14 protein-coding genes and 1 pseudogene are annotated in these 17,177 nt (G+C 70.6%); 9 read left to right on the top strand and 6 right to left on the bottom strand.

Annotated features, from left to right (window positions below; all coding sequences use genetic code 11):
- Positions 1–3: 3 nt before the first annotated feature.
- Positions 4–312, bottom strand: coding sequence for a hypothetical protein (locus LVY72_RS13090; RefSeq protein ID WP_237821537.1), 309 nt, complete (start codon positions 310–312; stop codon positions 4–6).
- Positions 313–321: 9 nt separating this feature from the next.
- Positions 322–3,129, bottom strand: a complete 2,808-nt coding sequence (ppc, locus tag LVY72_RS13085) for a phosphoenolpyruvate carboxylase (RefSeq protein ID WP_237821535.1) — start codon at positions 3,127–3,129, stop codon at positions 322–324.
- 206 nt (positions 3,130–3,335) lie between these two features.
- On the opposite strand from ppc, the gene LVY72_RS13080 reads away from it, so the two are divergent.
- Positions 3,336–4,145: a DUF1684 domain-containing protein gene (locus tag LVY72_RS13080; RefSeq protein WP_237821533.1), complete on the top strand. Its 810-nt coding sequence runs from the start codon at positions 3,336–3,338 to the stop codon at positions 4,143–4,145.
- Between the two features lie 75 nt (positions 4,146–4,220).
- Here LVY72_RS13080 and LVY72_RS13075 read toward each other — a convergent pair whose 3' ends face one another.
- Entirely contained in the window at positions 4,221–5,165 is a 945-nt protein-coding gene (locus tag LVY72_RS13075) for a hypothetical protein (protein WP_237821532.1), read from the bottom strand.
- Between the two features lie 219 nt (positions 5,166–5,384).
- Complete coding sequence (locus tag LVY72_RS13070; protein WP_237821530.1) at positions 5,385–6,161, bottom strand: SDR family NAD(P)-dependent oxidoreductase; 777 nt, start codon at positions 6,159–6,161, stop codon at positions 5,385–5,387.
- A 97-nt stretch (positions 6,162–6,258) separates the two neighbouring features.
- On the opposite strand from LVY72_RS13070, the gene LVY72_RS13065 reads away from it, so the two are divergent.
- The 4 genes from LVY72_RS13065 (at position 6,259) to LVY72_RS13050 (ending at position 11,323) form a co-directional block, all read left to right on the top strand.
- Positions 6,259–7,392 (top strand): glycoside hydrolase family 76 protein, encoded by a 1,134-nt coding sequence (locus tag LVY72_RS13065; RefSeq protein ID WP_237821528.1) that lies wholly within the window; start codon positions 6,259–6,261, stop codon positions 7,390–7,392.
- A gap of 106 nt (positions 7,393–7,498) precedes the next feature.
- Complete coding sequence (locus LVY72_RS13060; RefSeq protein WP_237821526.1) at positions 7,499–8,548, top strand: iron ABC transporter substrate-binding protein; 1,050 nt, start codon at positions 7,499–7,501, stop codon at positions 8,546–8,548.
- Positions 8,549–8,599: 51 nt separating this feature from the next.
- Positions 8,600–10,192: an ABC transporter permease gene (locus LVY72_RS13055; RefSeq protein ID WP_237821524.1), complete on the top strand. Its 1,593-nt coding sequence runs from the start codon at positions 8,600–8,602 to the stop codon at positions 10,190–10,192.
- Between the two features lie 33 nt (positions 10,193–10,225).
- A complete protein-coding gene (locus tag LVY72_RS13050) occupies positions 10,226–11,323 on the top strand; it encodes an ABC transporter ATP-binding protein (protein ID WP_237821522.1) in 1,098 nt (365 codons plus the stop codon).
- Between the two features lie 148 nt (positions 11,324–11,471).
- On the opposite strand, the gene LVY72_RS13045 is transcribed toward LVY72_RS13050, so the two are convergent.
- Complete coding sequence (locus tag LVY72_RS13045) at positions 11,472–12,062, bottom strand: YdeI/OmpD-associated family protein (protein ID WP_237821520.1); 591 nt, start codon at positions 12,060–12,062, stop codon at positions 11,472–11,474.
- A gap of 72 nt (positions 12,063–12,134) precedes the next feature.
- Between LVY72_RS13045 and LVY72_RS13040 the strand changes: the two genes are divergently transcribed.
- The 3 genes from LVY72_RS13040 (at position 12,135) to LVY72_RS13030 (ending at position 14,530) form a co-directional block, all read left to right on the top strand.
- Positions 12,135–12,674, top strand: a complete 540-nt coding sequence (locus tag LVY72_RS13040; RefSeq protein WP_237821518.1) for an NUDIX hydrolase family protein — start codon at positions 12,135–12,137, stop codon at positions 12,672–12,674.
- 139 nt (positions 12,675–12,813) lie between these two features.
- Positions 12,814–13,698, top strand: a complete 885-nt coding sequence (locus LVY72_RS13035; RefSeq protein WP_237821516.1) for a DUF6707 family protein — start codon at positions 12,814–12,816, stop codon at positions 13,696–13,698.
- A 55-nt stretch (positions 13,699–13,753) separates the two neighbouring features.
- On the top strand, positions 13,754–14,530 hold the full coding sequence (locus LVY72_RS13030) for an SRPBCC domain-containing protein (protein ID WP_237821514.1): 777 nt from the start codon (positions 13,754–13,756) through the stop codon (positions 14,528–14,530).
- A gap of 92 nt (positions 14,531–14,622) precedes the next feature.
- Here LVY72_RS13030 and LVY72_RS24380 read toward each other — a convergent pair.
- A pseudogene (locus tag LVY72_RS24380) lies at positions 14,623–15,156 on the bottom strand (FUSC family protein); the annotation flags it as partial.
- Positions 15,157–15,911: 755 nt separating this feature from the next.
- Between LVY72_RS24380 and tgt the strand changes: the two are divergent.
- Complete coding sequence (gene tgt, locus LVY72_RS13020; RefSeq protein ID WP_237821512.1) at positions 15,912–17,168, top strand: tRNA guanosine(34) transglycosylase Tgt; 1,257 nt, start codon at positions 15,912–15,914, stop codon at positions 17,166–17,168.
- Positions 17,169–17,177 lie beyond the last annotated feature (9 nt).

The raw sequence follows: 17,177 nt of genomic DNA, 5'->3' as shown, positions 1-17,177 counted from the left end.
TCCTCAGCCGACCGGCTCCCAGCGCCCGCGCACCCGCCGCAGCACCTGCAGTTGCCCGGTGACGGCCACCTGGCCGACGGCGTGGCGCATGTTCGCCGCCGCCTGCAGCGCCTGCCGGTCCTCGATGTCCCGGGCGGTGGGATCGACGGTGAACCGGACCGCAATCCGCGGCGTCCCAGCAACGATGTCCAGCTGGTTCGCCTCCACCACATGGGCGGAGCCGACCGCGTCGACCGCCGCTTCCATCACGCGCTCGGGCCGGTGTCCCGGACGCAGGCCGGCAATGCCCAGCTGGGCTCGGTAGGAAGGCACGGTAACAGGCTAGCCGGTATTGCGCAGGCCCGCCGCGACGCCGTTGATCGTGATCAGCATGGCGCGCTGCAGGCTGCCGTCCAGGCTCCCGGCCCCATCCCCCGCTTCCTTGCCCGCCCGGTAGCGGCGCAGCAGTTCCACCTGCATGTAGGAGATCGGATCCAGGTACTGGTCCCGGACCTCCAGCGAGCGTTTGAGCACCGGCTGGTTCTCCAGCAGCTCCTGCTCCCCGGTGAGCCTGAGCACCTCGGCCACGGTCAGCTCGTACTCGGTGCGGATCGTGCCGAACAGGTGCCGCAGTTCGGGTGGCACCAGGGTGTCCACGTAATGGGCGGCAATGTCCATATCCGTCTTGGCCAGGGTCATTTCGACATTCGAAACGACCGTCTGGAAGAAGTTCCAGCGCCCGATCATCTCCTCCAGCTGACCCTGCAGCCCGGCCTCGCGGGCGGCCCGAAGCCCGGAGCCGACGCCGAACCAGCCGGGGACAATCTGCCGGGACTGGGTCCAGCCGAACACCCAGGGGATGGCCCGCAGCCCGGCGAGGCCGTCCCCGGTGCCCGGGCGGTGGGCCGGACGGGAGCCGATGTTCAGCGCCCCGAGCTGCTCCACCGGGGTGGAGGCGAGGAAGTAGCCGGGCAGGTCCGGGTGGTCCATCAGGCGGCGGTAGCTGGCGGACGCGGCGTCCGAGACCACGTCCATCACCGCTTCGTAGCGCTCCAGTTCGTCCGCGGAGAAGCGCGGCGTACGGTGCAGCGCCGACGCCTGCATCACGGCGGCCAGGGACAGTTCCAGGTTCTCCCGCGCCAGCTCCGGCAGCGAGTACTTGTCCGAGATCACCTCGCCCTGTTCGGTGAACTTGATTTCGCCGTCGAGCACCCCGTTGGGGTGCGCCATGATCGCCTCGTAGGTGGGCCCGCCGCCGCGGCCGACGGACCCGCCGCGGCCGTGGAACAGCCGCAGCCGCACGCCGTGCCGCGCCGCGGTGTCGCGCAGGCTGCGCTGGGCCTTCTGGATCTGCCAGAGGCTGGTCACCACGCCAGCCTCCTTGTTCGAATCCGAGTAGCCGAGCATCACCTCCTGCAGGTTCCCGCGCAGCTGGACGATCCGGCGGTAGTGCGGATCGGACAGCAGTTCGTCCAGCAGCGCCCCGGCCCCCTGCAGTTCCGGGATCGTTTCCAGCAGCGGCGCGAAACCGATCCGGGCGTAGGGCTCCGGCCCGTGCAGCCGCAGCAGCCCGGCTTCGCGGGCCAGCACTGCGGCGGCCAGCACGTCGTCGGCACCGCGGGTCATGGAGATGATGTAGGACTCCACGACGTCGGAGCCGTAGGTGTCCAGGGCCCGCTGGATTTCCCCGAACACCGCGAAGATCCGCTCCGAGTCCGCGTCCAGCGGCGGGGGCGACGGCGCCAGCGGGCGCCGCGACCCGAGCTCCGCGGAGAGCACCCTGCACCGCTCGGCGCGGCCAAGCCCGAGGTAGGGCCCGGGCAGCTCGCCCAGCCGGTCCATCAGCACCGCCAGGACGGCATGGTGGCGCTCGGCCAGCTCGCGCATGTCCAGCGTGGCCAGCTTCAGGCCGCAGGCGGCAATCGTCCGCCTGGCCCGGGCCAGCGCGCCGTCGGCGGCCAGCCCCGCCGAGTGCGAGCGCAGCGAGCGCTCCACCAGCGCCAGCTCGGCCAGCACCTCGCCGGTGGATACGTAGTCCCGGCCGGGTTCGTGCCGGGAGCCGGCCTGGACCCGGCGCGAGGTGTTCATCAGCTTGGCCTTGATGCAGGTCAGCTTCAGCCGGTATGGCTCCTGGGCATTGAGCTCGAAGACCCGCGGGTCCAGTCCGGGCAGCTTCTGCACATCGGCCTGGATGGAGGCCAGCAGTTCCTCGCTGGCACCGGCCAGCGCGGTGGAGTTGGACAGGATGGAGATCAGCTCGTCCACCCACGCCAGGCAGATCCGCATCGCGCTCTGGTTCTGGATCTTGAGGATTTCCCGCGTGGTTTCCGCGGTGACGTTCGGGTTGCCGTCCCGGTCCCCGCCGATCCACGAGCCGAACCGCAGCGGGGCCGCCGCTGCGGGCAGGCTGACACCGGCCCCGGCGAGGATTTCGGCCAGCTCCGCCAGCAGTCCGGGCATAGTGTCGGTGAGGATGTTGTCCAGGTAGTAGACGGCATTGCGGGCCTCGTCCAGCGGCGTGGGGCGGACCTGGCGCAGTTCGTCCGTCTGCCACATCTGGTCGATGATCTCGGCCAGCCGCCGGTCCTGCCGGCGCCGGGCCGCGCTGCCCTCGGCGGTGTCGGCCGCCAGCACGTCGGAGAGGGCGCGCAGCTTGTCCAGCACGGAGCGGCGGGACGCCTCGGTGGGATGCGCGGTGAAGACCGGGCGGACATCCAGCCGGTCCACCACCTCCTGCAGCACCCGGGGCCCGGCCCGGCCGGCGATCTCCCGCACCGCCCGGGCAAGCCAGCCGTCCTCCTCCGGCCGGGTCCGCAGCCCGCGGACCCGGTGCACCTGCTCGGCAGCATTGGCCAGGTGGAAGTAGAAGGCGAAGGCGCGGACCAGGTCAGTGGCCCGGCCGGTGGGCAGCCCGGCCAGCAGCTCGCGCACCTGCTCGGCGACGTCGCGCGCCGTCCAGGGGCCGGTTGCCTCGCCGCCGCCGCGGGCCGCTTCCTTGGATTCCTTGGTCAGCAGGCGCACCTGCTCCACCAGCGACAGCAGCTCCGGTCCCTGCTGGCGCACCAGCGATTCGCCCAGCAGGGTGCTCACGCGCCGCACATCCGCGCGCAGCCGCGCATCAAGGTCCTTGGCCGGGGTCACCGCAGGCATATTCCATGGAACTTTCCGTCGAAGGTGCCAACAACATTGCAGTCCAACGGCCCAGGCTCCCGCTCCGCACGGGGCGAGGAACGGCAGGCCGCTAATCGCAAGGCTAACCGTTGCGGCGGGACTTGTCCTGTTCGGGCGGCAGGAGCAGACTTTGTGGCAGGCTGCCGTGGCCGACGGCGACGGCGGCGGCACCGGAAGGGAGGGCCATGACCAGCCTGGAGAATGAAGTAACCACGGCCGAAGCCGACTGGTCCGCCTGGCGCCGGGCACGCGAGGACGCCCTGGCCGCGGACTTCGGCTGGCTGAGCCTGACCTCCTTCCAGCGCCTGGGACCGGAACCGGACGCCGTGGACGAGGTCCCCGGGCTCTGGAGCGCGGACGAGCACGGGGCCGCGCTGGTGGCCCGGCACGAGGACGAGTTCGTGCTCTGCGACGGCGGCCGGGACGCCATCGGCGAACTCACCAAGGCTCTGGACGAGCGAGGCCAGGCGCTGTGGGTGAAGTGGACCGGCGGCCAGCACGACGTCGTCGTCGAACTGCTGCGGCGGGACCACCGCTACCTGGTGCGCACCCGCGAGGAAGGGTCCGTGCAGCAGCAGAATTTCAGCGGCGTGCCCACCTACGACTACTCGCCGGATTGGGTGCTCCGCGGCCACTACACCTCCTTCGCCGCGCCGGTCCCGGAACGGGTGCCCACCGCCCACCCGAAGGTGGAGCTGACCCTGCACGCGGCCGGCGAGGTCAGCTTCCGGTACCGCGGCACCGCCTGCCGGCTGGCGGTGGAGGCCTCCGCCGACGGGCTGCGGATCCCGTTCCGGGACCGGACCAACGGGCGCACCACCCCGGCCTGGCGCTACCTCGACGCCGCCGCGCCGGCCCCGGACGGCACCGTGCACCTGGACTTCAACCGCACGCTGGACTACCCGTTCGCCTTCTCAGCGCATACATCCTGTCCCGAGCCGTTCGCGGCCAACCGGCTCCCGCTGGCCGTCGAGGCCGGGGAGAAAACGCTCTAGGCCGGAAGCGGTGCCTCGGCGGTCCGCGGTCCCGCCGGTGGCACGGCGGACCGCGGACCGGTCCCGGCAGGGGACTTAGCCGAGCTCGATTTCCTTCAGCTGTCCGGACTTCCGGCTGAATTCCAGTTCCAGGACCTTGCGTCCGGGCGTCAAGGCCGCGGTGCCGGCGTCGTCGCCGGCCTCGTCACGGGAATCGCCGGAGTCTTCCCCGTCGCGGGAATGCTCCGAATCCTCGTCGTCGGAATCTTCGTGCTCCCGGCCCTCGGAATCCTCCGACTTTTCCTGCTCGATTTCGGTCCGGTCGGTCACCGTGACGGTCACGGACCGGCCGGCCGCGGTGGAAATGACCAGGGCCCCGGTGGCCGGGTCGTAGGAAACGATGGTGCCGAACAGGTCGTCCTCGTCTTCGTCGTCCCGCTCGTCGTGGTCCCGGTCGTGCCGGCAGCGGTCCTTGGCGTTGTCGTCCTCGTCCTCGTTCGTCCGGCCGTCCCGGTCGGCGTCCTCGGCGCCGTCCTTGATGCCGTCCCGGTCCGAATCCGCGCGGCCGACCTTCAGCTTCAGTTCGTTCTCGTCCTCGTCCGCCACGTGGTCGCGGTCGACGTCGTCGTCGTCCGCGGAGCACTTTTCGCGGGCGTCGTCCTCGTCCTCATTGGCGATGCCGTCCCGGTCGCGGTCCTCGTCGCCGTCCAGGATGCCATCCCGGTCGGTGTCGGCCCGGTTGACCTTCGTGCGGGTGGCCAGCTCATCCCCGTCATCCTGGCCGTCGTTGTCGGTGTCCTCGTCGCGCGGGTTGCCCTTGTGCTTGTACTCCTGGAGGTTGTTCAGCCCGTCCCGGTCGTAGTCCAGGCGGGCATCCTTGGCGCTGCGGGGATTGAGCTTGTACTTGATTTCCCAGCTCGTCGGGATGCCGTCCCGGTCGGCGTCCTTCGGGCCGGCGGCGGAGGCGGGGCCGGCGGCAGTTGCCGCCAGGATAGCGGCCAGGCCGGCGGCAGCGGCACAGGTCAGGACTCGTTTGAACACAGCAGTACTCCTCAGGGTGCGTGGCAAGTGGCAACCGGTCCGGGCGAATGAATCGGTTAAGCACACAATAATCCGCAGCCCGCTGCCGTACTAGGCAAAGTTCATGAATTCTTGTGGCGGGCCGGCAAACAATCAGGAGGCCGGCTTCACCGGCGCCGCGGGCATCGATGGCGCCTGCCCGGCCCCGGCCGGCGGGAACGCCGTTGCCGCCGGCGTGCGTCACTTCGGCGCCATCCGGATGGCGCCGTCCAGCCGGATCACCTCGCCGTTGAGCATCGCGTTCTCCACGATGTGCGCGGCAAGGCCGGCAAATTCGGCCGGCCGGCCCAGCCGGGCCGGATGCGGCACCTGGTGCCCCAGGGATTCCTGCGCCTCGGCCGGCAGCCCGGCCAGCATCGGGGTCTCGAAGATCCCCGGCGCGATGGCCACCACCCGGATCAGGGACCGGGCCAGCTCGCGCGCGAGCGGCAGCGTCATGGCCGCGACGCCGCCTTTCGAGGCGGCGTAGGCCGGCTGCCCGATCTGCCCGTCGAAGGCGGCCACCGAGGCCGTGTTGATGATGACGCCGCGCTCCGGTCCGCCCAGCCCGGTCTCCACCGGCTCGGTGGCGGCCATGGCCGCGACAGCCAGCCGGATGACGTTGAAGGTGCCGACCAGGTTGATCTTCACCACCTTTTCGAATGCCTCCAGCGGCAGCACGCCGTCCCGGCCGAGCACCTTGCCCGGGGTGCCGACGCCGGCGCAGTTGACCACGATCCGCAGCGGCCCCAGCCCGGACGCGGCTTCCACCGCCGCCTGCACCTGCTCGCCGCTGGTGACATCGGCCGGCACAAACCGGGCCCGCTCCCCCAGCCCGGCCGCCGCGGCCTCGCCCGCCGCCCCCGGCAGGTCCACCAGGACCACCGACGCCCCGGCGTCGTACAGCCTGCGGGCGGTGGCCGCGCCCAGCCCCGACGCGCCGCCGGTAATCAGTGCAACGGTGTTGGCAATCTCCATGGGCTGCTCCCTGCGGTCTGCGGTGCGCCGTCCGGCGCGCTGACGACGCCAGCATAACCCGGCCCTGCCGGCCGGCCCGGGCCCCTATGCTGGGGCCATGTCGACCGCAGCAGACGAACGGGCCGCACGCCTGGCCGGGGGCCGGGCGGACGAGGCCGCCACCGCCGTCGTCGGCCAGTTCGGCCGCCGCCTGCTGGGCCTGCCCGGCACGCACCTGGGCGCGGTGAGCAGCCCGCGGCGGGCGCCGTGCTACCTCGGCCGGCCGTGGCACTACTGGTGGCAGGCGCACTACATCGACGCCCTGGTGGACGCCGGCCGCCGGGAGCTGGTCCGCGGGCTGCATTACGACGGCGGCTACGGCCCCAGCGCCGGCGCCCTGGCCGCGCGGGTGCTGGGCACCATCCGGCTGCGCAACCATCTGCGCTTCGCCAATGCCTATTTCGACGACATGGCCTGGCTGGCACTGGCCGCCCACCGGCTGGACGCGCTGGCCGCCGCGGCCGGCAAGCCCCGGCGGCGCACCCGGCACGCCGCGGCGGTGCTGCTGCCCCAGCTGGAATCCGCGCACACCCCGGAACTGGGCGGCGGCCTGTTCTGGAACATCGCGCGGGATTTCAAGAACACCCCGGCAACCGCCCCGGCTGCCCTGTACTTTGCCCGCACCGGGCAGCGGCAGCGGGCCCGGGACCTGCTGGACTGGCTGGACGCGCGGCTCTACGACCCGGCGCGGCAGCTGTACCAGGACGGCATCCGCACCGCCGGCGGCCGGCAGACGCTGGTGCCCGAGGTCTACAGCTACAACCAGGGTCCGGTGCTGGGGGCGCTGCTGGAACTGGGTACCGGGCCGGACCTGCGCCGCGCGGCGGAGGTCGTCCAGGGGGTGGCCGGCGGGCTGACCCGGCAGCTGCCGGGCGGGCCGGTGCTGCTCAGCCACGGGTCCGGCGACGGCGGGCTGTTCACCGGCATCCTCGCCCGCTACCTCGCCGCCGCGGCGGCCGCCGGCGGCCTGCCCTCCGGGGTGCGGCAGCTGGCCGCCGGGCTGGTGCTCCGGACGGCGGATGCCTTCTGGGACGGCCGCCGGTTCCAGCGCCACCGGACCGGGGAGTCGCTGGTCTTCTCCGCGGACGCGGCCGTCGCGGCGGAGGAATCCTACCCGCCCGGGACGGCCGTGGAACTGTCCACCCAGCTGCAGGCCTGGCTGACCCTCGAAGCCGCCGCGGTCATTAGGTGACGTAAATGTTGCGAAATAGCCGCACCGTCGTGAACAATAGCGGGGAATGCTCCGCCGGGTAAGGCATACCTACCCTTGCCCGGCCCCTGTTCCCGAAAGGTTTCCGATGAAGTTCCGACTCAAGCAGCTGTCCTTCGCTGCCACCGCCGCCGCCGCGGCCTTGACGCTGGCCGCCTGCGGCTCCGGCAGCGCCACCCCCGAAGGCTCCGCGGGAGCCGGCTCCGGCGGCGCCGGGATCACCGTCTACAACGCGCAGCACGAAACCATGACCCAGGCCTGGGTGGACGAGTTCACCGCCGAGACCGGCATCAAGGTCAACCTGCGTCAGGGTGACGACACCGAAATGAGCAACCAGATCATCCAGGAGGGCGACGCCTCCCCCGCCGATGTCTTCATCACCGAAAACTCCCCGGCCATGACGCAGGTGGAGAATGCCGGCCTGTTCGCCGACATTTCGGACACCGTCAAGGCCAACGTGCCGGAGGAATTCCGCCCGTCCTCGGACAAGTGGACCGGCGTCGCCGCCCGCTCCACCGTCTTCGTCTACAACAAGGACAAGCTCAAGGAGGCGGACCTGCCCAAGTCCCTGATGGACCTGGCGGACCCGAAGTGGGCCGGCAAGTGGGGCGCCGCCCCCGGCGGCGCCGATTTCCAGGCCATTGTCTCCGCGATGCTGGAACTCAAGGGCGAGCAGGCCACCGCGGACTGGCTGAAGGCCATGAAGGAAAACGCCAAGGTCTACCCCGGCAACGGCGCCGCCATGAAGGCCGTCAACGCCGGCGAGATCGACAGCGCGGTGATCTACCACTACTACTACGTCGCGGACCAGGCCAAGACCAAGGAAAACTCCGCGAATGTGGCCACGCACTACTTCAAGAACCAGGACCCCGGCGCGTTCCTGAGCATCTCCGGCGCCGGCGTGCTGAAGTCCTCCCAGCACCAGGAGGACGCCATGAAGTTCGTGGAGTTCATCACGTCCAAGAAGGGCCAGGAGACGCTGGGCACCGGCGCTGACTACGAGTACCCGGTGGGCAAGGATGCCACCCTGCGCGCGGGCCTGGTCCCGATCGAGGAGCTGGAGGCCCCCAAGGTGGATCCCGCCAAGCTCAACGGCCAGCAGGTGGTCGAACTGATGACGAACGCCGGCCTGCTCTAGAACCAGATATTCTGAAGTGGTGTTTTATCTTCTGCCGGTAGCCGGGGTCCGATGACCCCGGCTACGGTCGTCTCCCGCCCGAACCGCGACAAGACCGGGGGCCGGGTCCGGAACCGGCGCGGCCGTTCCCGCCCGCCGGCAGGCATGGTTGCCGCGGCCGTGGCGGTCACGCTGGCCACGCTGGTGCCGCTGGGCTTCGTCATCACCATGACCGTGCTGACCGGCGGGGAAACCGCGGCCAGGCTCATCTTCCGGCCCCGGGTCGGCGAGCTGCTGTTCAATACCGTGGCGCTGATCCTGCTGACCGTGCCGCTGTGCATCGTGATCGGCATCGGCGCCGCCTGGCTGGTGGAACGCACCCGGCTGCCCGGCGCCCGGTTCTGGGCCCTGGTGCTGGCCGCGCCGCTGGCCGTGCCGGCCTTCGTGAACAGCTACGCCTGGGTCAGCACCATCCCCTCGCTCAGCGGCATCGGCGGCGGCACCCTGATTTCGGTGCTCTCCTACTATCCGCTGGTCTACATCTCGGCCGCCGCGGCGCTGCGCCGGATGGACCCGGCGCAGGAACAGGCGGCGGCCTCGCTGGGGCTGGGCCGCTGGCGGACGTTCTTCCGGGTCATCCTGCCGCAGCTGTGGCTGCCGATCACCGGCGGGGCGCTGCTGGTGGGCCTGCACCTGCTGGCCGAATTCGGCGCCTTCTCCATGATCCGGTTCAACACCTTCACCACGGCGATCATGGAACAGTACCGCTCCACCTTCAACGGCGCCGCCGCCAACATGCTGGCCAGCGTGCTGGTGGGCTTCTGCCTGCTGATGCTGCTGCTCGAATCCCGGCTGCGCGGCAACGCCCGCTACGCCCGGCTCGGCTCCGGCGTCGCCGGCCGGCCCGAGCCCCTGCCGCTGGGCCGCTACCGGCTGCCGGCACTGGCCGCCGTCACCGTGCTGGCGCTGCTGGCCCTGGGTGTGCCGCTGGGCAACGTGCTGCGCTGGACCCTCGCCGGCGGCGCCGAGGTCTGGAACGGGCCGATGATCGTCCACACGCTGCTGCAGACCCTGTTCTTCGGCCTGGCCGGCGCCCTGGTGACGGTGCTGCTGGCCTTCCCGCTGGCCTGGCTGGCGGTACGCTACCCCAGCTGGTTCACCCGGCTGCTCGAGGGGACCAACTACATCACCTCCTCGCTGCCGGGCATTGTGGTGGCGCTGGCCTTCGTGACCGTGGCCATCAACTTCCTCCGCCCGCTCTACCAGAGTGTGCCGCTGGTCATCGCCGCCTACGCCCTGCTGTTCCTGCCCCGGGCGCTGGTCAACCTGCGCTCCGGGCTGGCCCAGGTCCCGCAGGAACTGGAGGAAGCCTCGCAGTCGCTGGGCCGCTCCCCGCTGGCGACGTTCGTCAAGATCACCCTGCGCATGGCCGCCCCGGCGGCCGCCGGCGGCGCGGCGCTGGTCTTCCTGGGTATCGCCAACGAACTGACCGCCACGCTGCTGCTCTCGCCCACCGGCGTGAACACCCTGGCCACGCGGTTCTGGATCCTCAGTTCGCAGATCGACTACAGCGGCGCCGCGCCGTACGCGCTGATCCTGATCCTGCTCTCGCTGCCGATGACCTACCTGCTCTACACCCAGTCCCAGAAGGCCGCCGGGCAGTAAGCCCGGCCCCGCCCCAAACGAAAGCGTCCACCCGTGAGCCCAGCCTCAGCCGATACCCCTACACCGGACAGCCACCTGATCATCGACAAGGTCACCAAATCCTTCGGCGACACCGAGGTGCTGCGCGGCGTCAGCCTGTCCGTGCACCGGGGCATTACGACGGCGATCGTGGGCCCCTCGGGCAGCGGCAAGACCACGCTGCTGCGGCTGATTGCCGGGTTCGAGGCGCCGGACTCGGGCACCATCACCCTGGCCGGCGAACGCGTGGCCGGCGAGGGCCGCTGGATTCCGGCGCACCGGCGGAACGTGGGCTATGTGGCACAGGACGGGGCGCTGTTCCCGCATCTGAGCGTGGGCCAGAACATCGCGTTTGGCCTGGACAAGAAGAAGTTCGCCGGCCGGGCCGCGGTGGATGCCCGGGTGGCCGGACTGCTCGAGATGGTCTCGCTGGAGCCCGGCTATGCGCGGCGCCGCCCGGACGAGCTGTCCGGCGGGCAGCAGCAGCGCGTGGCCCTGGCCCGGGCGCTGGCCCGGGAACCGGAACTGATGCTGCTGGACGAGCCGTTCAGCGCGCTGGACGCCGGCCTGCGGGTGGCCACCCGCAAAGCCGTGGCCCGCACCCTGGCCGAGGCCGGCGTCACCACGATCCTGGTCACGCACGACCAGGGCGAGGCGCTGTCCTTCGCGGACCAGGTGGCGGTGATGCGCCGCGGCGAGCTGGCCCAGATCGGCAACCCGTTCGTGGTCTACACCCGGCCCAGCGACCGCGAGACCGCGGAGTTCCTCGGCGATGCGGTGATCCTGGACGCCGACCTGCAGGGCTCGCTGGCCACCTGCGCGCTCGGCGGCATCCCGGTGCGCCGGCCCACCTGCCAGGGCAAGGTGCACCTGATGCTGCGTCCGGAACAGATCCGGATCGTCCCGGACGGGCAGATCAAGGGCACGGTGCTGGAAACCGACTTCTTCGGACCGGAAATCACCGTCCGGCTCCGGCTCCACCCGGACGGCCGCGGCAGCAGCGACCTGGACGGCGAGACCATCACCATCCGGCACTGGAACGCCACCCTGGCCAAACCCGGCTCCGAGCTGTCCCTGCGCGTCATCGGCGAAGGCGTCGCCTTCCCGGCCTGACCCGGCCCGGCACGGCGGGCCTCCCCGCCCACCATTGAAATCCCCCGCCGGCATCGCCGCAGGCCGGCGCGTTGCTTGAAGGGTAAACAAGGGGGCGGCGGCTCAAAACCGGGCGGGGCGGCACGCAACCGCCGCCCGGCACCCCGCCCTACGGCTTCTTCCGCTGCGGGTGCGGTGCCTCGTGCCGGGCCAGCATCTGCACGAACTGGGCGATCTTCCGTTCCCGGGCGGCAGGGGTCTTCAGCGCGTTGAGCCGGTAGCAGAGGGCATAGCGGTTCACCGCGGACAGCACCTCGAACATCGCCTGCGCCTCGGGTACCGCGGCCACCGCGGCGAGCAGGTCCGCCGGCACCTCGGCCCGGGCCTGGCCCGCGTAAGCCGTCTCCCAGCGCCCGTCCGCCTTCGCGGCGTCGACGGCGGCCCGGCCGCCGTCCTGCATCCGACCCTCGGCCTCCAGCCGTTCCACATGCGCCACGTTGCGAGCCGACCACGCGCTCTTCGGCCCGCGCCGGGTCATCCGCTGCCGGTAGCTGCCGGCATCCCGCTTGGCCACCTGCCCGTCGATCCAGCCGAAGCACAGCGCCTCGTCCAGGGCATCGTCGTAGGTCAGCGCGGTGACGTCGCCGCCCTTCTTGCCCAGCACCAGCCAGACCCCGGGCGACGCTAAGTGGTTGTCCGCCAGCCAGCCGCGCCAGGCGGCGGCGTCGGGCAGCAGCAGTTCGGGCAGTTCGGCAGCCATGGCGCCCAGTGTAATGGCGGCCGGAGCACTCCCTAATGTGACGGTTCCGGGGTCGTAAGGTAGAACAACTATATGAACGTGCGCACACCCGACCCGTACCCCGGCTGGCTCTCGGAAGAAGACCTGTACGAAGCCAGGCAGCGGCTGCCCATGCTCTACGTGGAAGCCGTCCCGGTCCGGCTCGATGCCCTCGGCTACATCACCGAGGTGGGCCTGCTGCTGCAGGCCACCGCCGACGGCGAGTTCGTGCGCAGCTTCGTCTCCGGCCGGGTGATGTACCGCGAGACCATCCGCGCCGCCCTGCTCCGGCACCTGGAGAAGGACCTCGGGACGCTGGCCCTGCCGCAGCTGCCGGCCAGCCCCATCCCCTTCACCGTGGCCGAGTACTTCCCCTCGCCGTCGGAAACCGGCCTCACCGACGACCGGCAGCACGCCGTCGCCATGGCCTACCTCATCCCGGTCACCGGCGAGTGCCATCCCCGGCAGGATGCCCTCGAGCTGACCTGGATGTCCCCGCAGGACGCCCTGAGCCCGCAGGTGCAGGCCGAGTTCACCGGCGGCCGCGGCAACCTGCTGCGCCAGGCCCTGGCCCATGCCGGCTGGTGCCGCTGACTGTCTGCCTCCGGCCCGCCCGGGCCGTATCCGGCCGGACGGATGCCGCCGGCTCCGCGTGGCTCCGCCGCCGCTTTGGTAACGGTTCCATATACTAGGGCGGGGGCCGGGTTCAGGCGGGTTGATGAAGGGTGCACCGATGATAGAGCTTCAGCTGAAGACATACATCAATATCGTCAAGGCTGAGGCTGTCACCCGCGGACACAGGTTCCTGACCCGCAACCGCACGCACTCGGCGGCGGTGGTCTCCACCGCCGTCGAACACGACGACTTCGGCACCCCGGCGCTGATCATCGCCACGCTCGAGGACGGCACCAGCGTGCGGATCGCCCACAATTCCACCATCCGCGTGGTCTCCAACCGGCCCAAGCTGATCAAGGGCACCGCGCTGGCGCTGGATGACCTGGAGCTGATTCCGGCCGAGGAGGGCACCCCGGAGGCGGTGATCGTGGCCGTCGCCCGCGCCCATCCGGACCGGCCCAGGATCCAGCGCATCGCCGCCCGGCTCAGCCGCGGCCTGAACACCAAGTCCGGCAGCAACCTCCAGGACGTGCGGGACCTGGCGCACACCTTGTTCGTGGACCTGGACGACAAGGACAACGCCCTGACCGTCTGCCGGCTGATCACGGACCTGCCCTACGACGGGAACTTCGGGCGCTGGAAGTGGATCGAGTCCGCGCTGGCCCTGGCCGCCTACATCAGCTACGACGCCGGGGACCTGGCGGCGGCGGACCGGTTCGCCGAGGCGCTGCGCGCCCCCGACGCCGCCGACGACGGCGATCCGTTCCGGGCCAAGATGAGCGCCACCGTGCGGCAGCGCCAGATGAACGAGCCGAACCTGTACGACAAGGAGATCCACCGCGCCATGGCGGCGGTGGACAAGCCCGCCGAGCGGGACTGGCGGGTGCTGCGCCTGGGCGTGCTGATGTTCCTGCGCACGCACGGCGGCTCCGAGACGCTGGATCCGCTGGAGCTGGACCGGCGGATCAGCAACGAGCTGATTGCCATCCGGGCGCTGAACTAGCGGCACGCACCCTGCCTCTGGCCACCCCCCGCACGTCAGGGGTAGAGTCGGCGCCATGTCGGATAGCACTGTTGATACCGAGACCGAGCCGCTGAGCGTCCACATCAACGCCGACGCCCGGCAGGTGTGGGTCATGCTGCGCGAACCGTCCCGGCTGGCCCAATGGCATGGCTGGGAAACGGAGGGCCTGGACGAGGAGATCGAGCTGATCTACTTCTCCGACGCCGTCGAAAGTGCCGACCACCGGAGCCTGACCCTCGGCGGCCGCTATACGTTCACCCTGGAACCGGTCGGGGACGGCACCAAGGTCACCGTGGCGCGCAGCGGCGCCGCACCGGGTCCCAACGAGCCGCCGGAGGAGGATGTCCGCGAGGGCTGGCAGTCCTTCCTGCAGCAGCTGCGGTTCGCGCTGGAACGCCATCCAAACGACAAGCGCCAGACCACCTACTTCCAGGACAATTCGGCCCCGCACGGCGGCGCCGCCCACAACCTCGGCCTGGACAAGCTGCCGGCACCGGGTGAGGACTACGAAGCCACGCTCGGCACCGGCGAATCGCTGGCCGGCAAGGTCTGGTTCCGGTCGGCGCACCAGGTGGGCCTGACCGTGCGCTCCTACGCCGGGCACGGGGACGGACTGCTGATCGTGGCGGACCTGCCCGCCACGCCGACCCGGCCCGACGGCGGCACGCAGGTGCTCATCACCAGCTACGGTCTGGGTGCCAAGGCCCTCTCGGAGCTGCGCTCGAAGTGGGATGGCTGGAGGACCAGGCACTTCCCGTCCTCCGAACCGCTGGTGATCGGCAACGAGGCGGGCCCGATCGCCGGCGGCTGACCTCCGGCCGTTTCCCGGTCCCGCAGCCGGCGGCCGGCGGCCTGCTTGCGCAGCGTCCGCCGGTGCATCGCGTACACCAGCGCTAGCCCGACGACGGCGCCGATCAGCGTCTGGAAGGCCCGGTCCGCGAGCAGCGGCCCGGGATCGGAGGGCTTGCCCAGTTCGGCCATGATCAGCGCCATCGGGGTGATGAACATCAGCGCCGCAGCGTAATGCCTGATGACCAGCATCTCCGCCATGAACTGCATGAAGATCACCATCAGCACCATCGCCCACGGCTGCGGATGCCAGAACAGCAGCAGGGCCGTGGTGCCGACGCCGGCAAAGGTGCCGAGGATCCGGTGCACGCCCTTGTGCACGCGCTGGGCCAGCGACGGGCCGGTCAGCGGCGCCACCGCGGCAACCATCGCCCAGTAGTTGTGCCCCAGCCCCACCACCGTCGCCAGGCTGCCGGCCGCCAGCACCGCCAGCCCGTTGACACCGGCCTCGATGCCAAATTCCCGCCACCGGGCGCGGTCGAAGTGCGCACGCCGGGGCAGCGCCAGCGAGGTCCGCCAGGACGGAACCAGCCGGCTGCTGATGCCCACCAGGACGGAGAAGACGACGGTCAGGAACCCGGTGAGCATGGCCTGCCACAGCGGCGCCGTGTGGTGGACGGAGCCGATCGCGCCGAAGCCGAAGGTGAAGAAGACGACGCCTCCGGGCCGCAGTTCGAAGTAGTTGACCGCCAGCGAAAACAGCATGGCGGCCGCCGAGACGCCGGCGACGGTCAGCCAGGCCCCGCCGCCGAGCAGGGACGCAAGATACGCGGAGAACATCATCAGCATCAGCAGGCCGCCGGCCTGCGCCTGGTGGACCAGCCGGCTGCCGTGCTCCTCGCCGCGGCCGAAGATGCCGGCAATGCAGCCGAAGGCCGCGAAGACCATCAGGTCGTACCGGCCCATGGCCAGCAGGGCCAGCAGCGGTACGCCGCCGCTGATGGCAACCCGGGTGGCCACATAGTGGTCGTTCCGGGCCGGTCCGACCCGGAGGAATTCCTTGACGTGCTGCTTGAGTGTGCCTGCCACTGCCTGTCTGCGGGTCCTTTCGTTGTTCCTGCGCCAATACATCCAGGTCCGGCGCGGGCGGGCCGAAGCCGGCCCGGGCCGGCTGGCAAATCCGGGGTGCGCCGAGGGGCGCTGCCTGCCCTGCCGGATCCGGCAGGAGAGTTCCGGCGGCACTGGCGGCTTCGGGGGCCGGGCGGCGGACCGCCGCGGATCCATGGCCACCCGCCACGCAGATAGTTTACCGGTCAACTACCTAGGCCGCCCACTTTTGTGACCAACCAGTCACCGTCCGGCCCCGCCGGACCCGATTTGGCGGCGTCGGGCAAAATGGATAGGTGCCCCAGTCTGACTTCTCCTTCACCATCGGCCAGCGCCTGGCCGAGACCGCTGCGCCGACGGCCGCCCACACCCAAGCCAACGGCGGCGGATTCCTCGGGCGCACGGGCACCATCTCCACCCCGCACGGGCAGATCCAGACGCCGGCCTTCATCGCCGTCGGCACCAAGGCCACGGTCAAGGCCGTGCTGCCCGAAGCCATGCGCGACCTGGGCGCCCAGGCCCTGCTGGCCAACGCCTACCATCTGTACCTGCAGCCGGGCCCGGAGGTGCTGGACGCCGCCGGCGGACTGGGCCGGTTCATGAACTGGGCCGGCCCCACCTTCACCGACTCCGGCGGCTTCCAGGTGATGAGCCTGGGCTCGGGGTTCAAGAAGGTCATCAACATGGACGCGGTGGACCAGTCCGGACCCGACGACCAGGTGGCCGCCGGCAAGGAGCGCCTGGCGCACGTGGACGACGACGGCGTGTGGTTCAAGTCCCATCTGAACGGGGACCGGCACCGCTTCACCCCCGAGGTGTCGATGCAGGTCCAGCACCAGCTCGGCGCGGACATCATGTTCGCCTTCGACGAGCTGACCACGCTGCAGAACTCCCGTGGCTACCAGGAGGAAAGCCTCGAACGCACCCGGCGCTGGGCCGAGCGCTGCGTCACCGAGCACGAACGGTTGACCGCCGAACGCTCGCACCGGCCGTACCAGGCGCTCTTCGGCGTAATCCAGGGCGCCCAGTACGAGGACCTGCGGCGCAAGGCCAGCCGGGACCTGGGCAACATGAACTTCGACGGCTTCGGCATCGGCGGGGCGCTGGAGAAGGAGAACCTGGGCACCATCGTGCGCTGGTGCAACGAGGAACTGCCCGAGAACAAGCCCCGGCACCTGCTGGGCATCTCCGAACCGGACGACATCTTCACCGCCATCGAGAACGGCGCGGACACCTTCGACTGCGTCTCCCCCACCCGGGTGGCCCGCAACTCCGCCTTCTACACCCCGGCAGGCCGCAAGAACCTGTCCAACGCCAGGTTCAAGAAGGACTTCGGCCCGCTGGTGGAGGGCTGCGACTGCTACGCCTGCGCGAACTACACCCGCGCCTACATCCACCATCTGCACAAGGCCGGGGAGATGGTCAGCCACACGCTGATCTCCATCCATAACGAGCGCTTCATCGTCAAACTGGTCGACGACGCCCGGCGGGCCATCGCGGACGGAACCTTCTTCGACTTCAAGGCGGAGACCCTGGGCCGCTATTACGGCTGAGCGCTCCCG

Source organism: Arthrobacter hankyongi, from assembly GCF_022012395.1.
GTDB lineage: Bacteria > Actinomycetota > Actinomycetes > Actinomycetales > Micrococcaceae > Crystallibacter > Crystallibacter hankyongi.
This window is presented reverse-complemented; position numbering and strand designations above follow the sequence as displayed.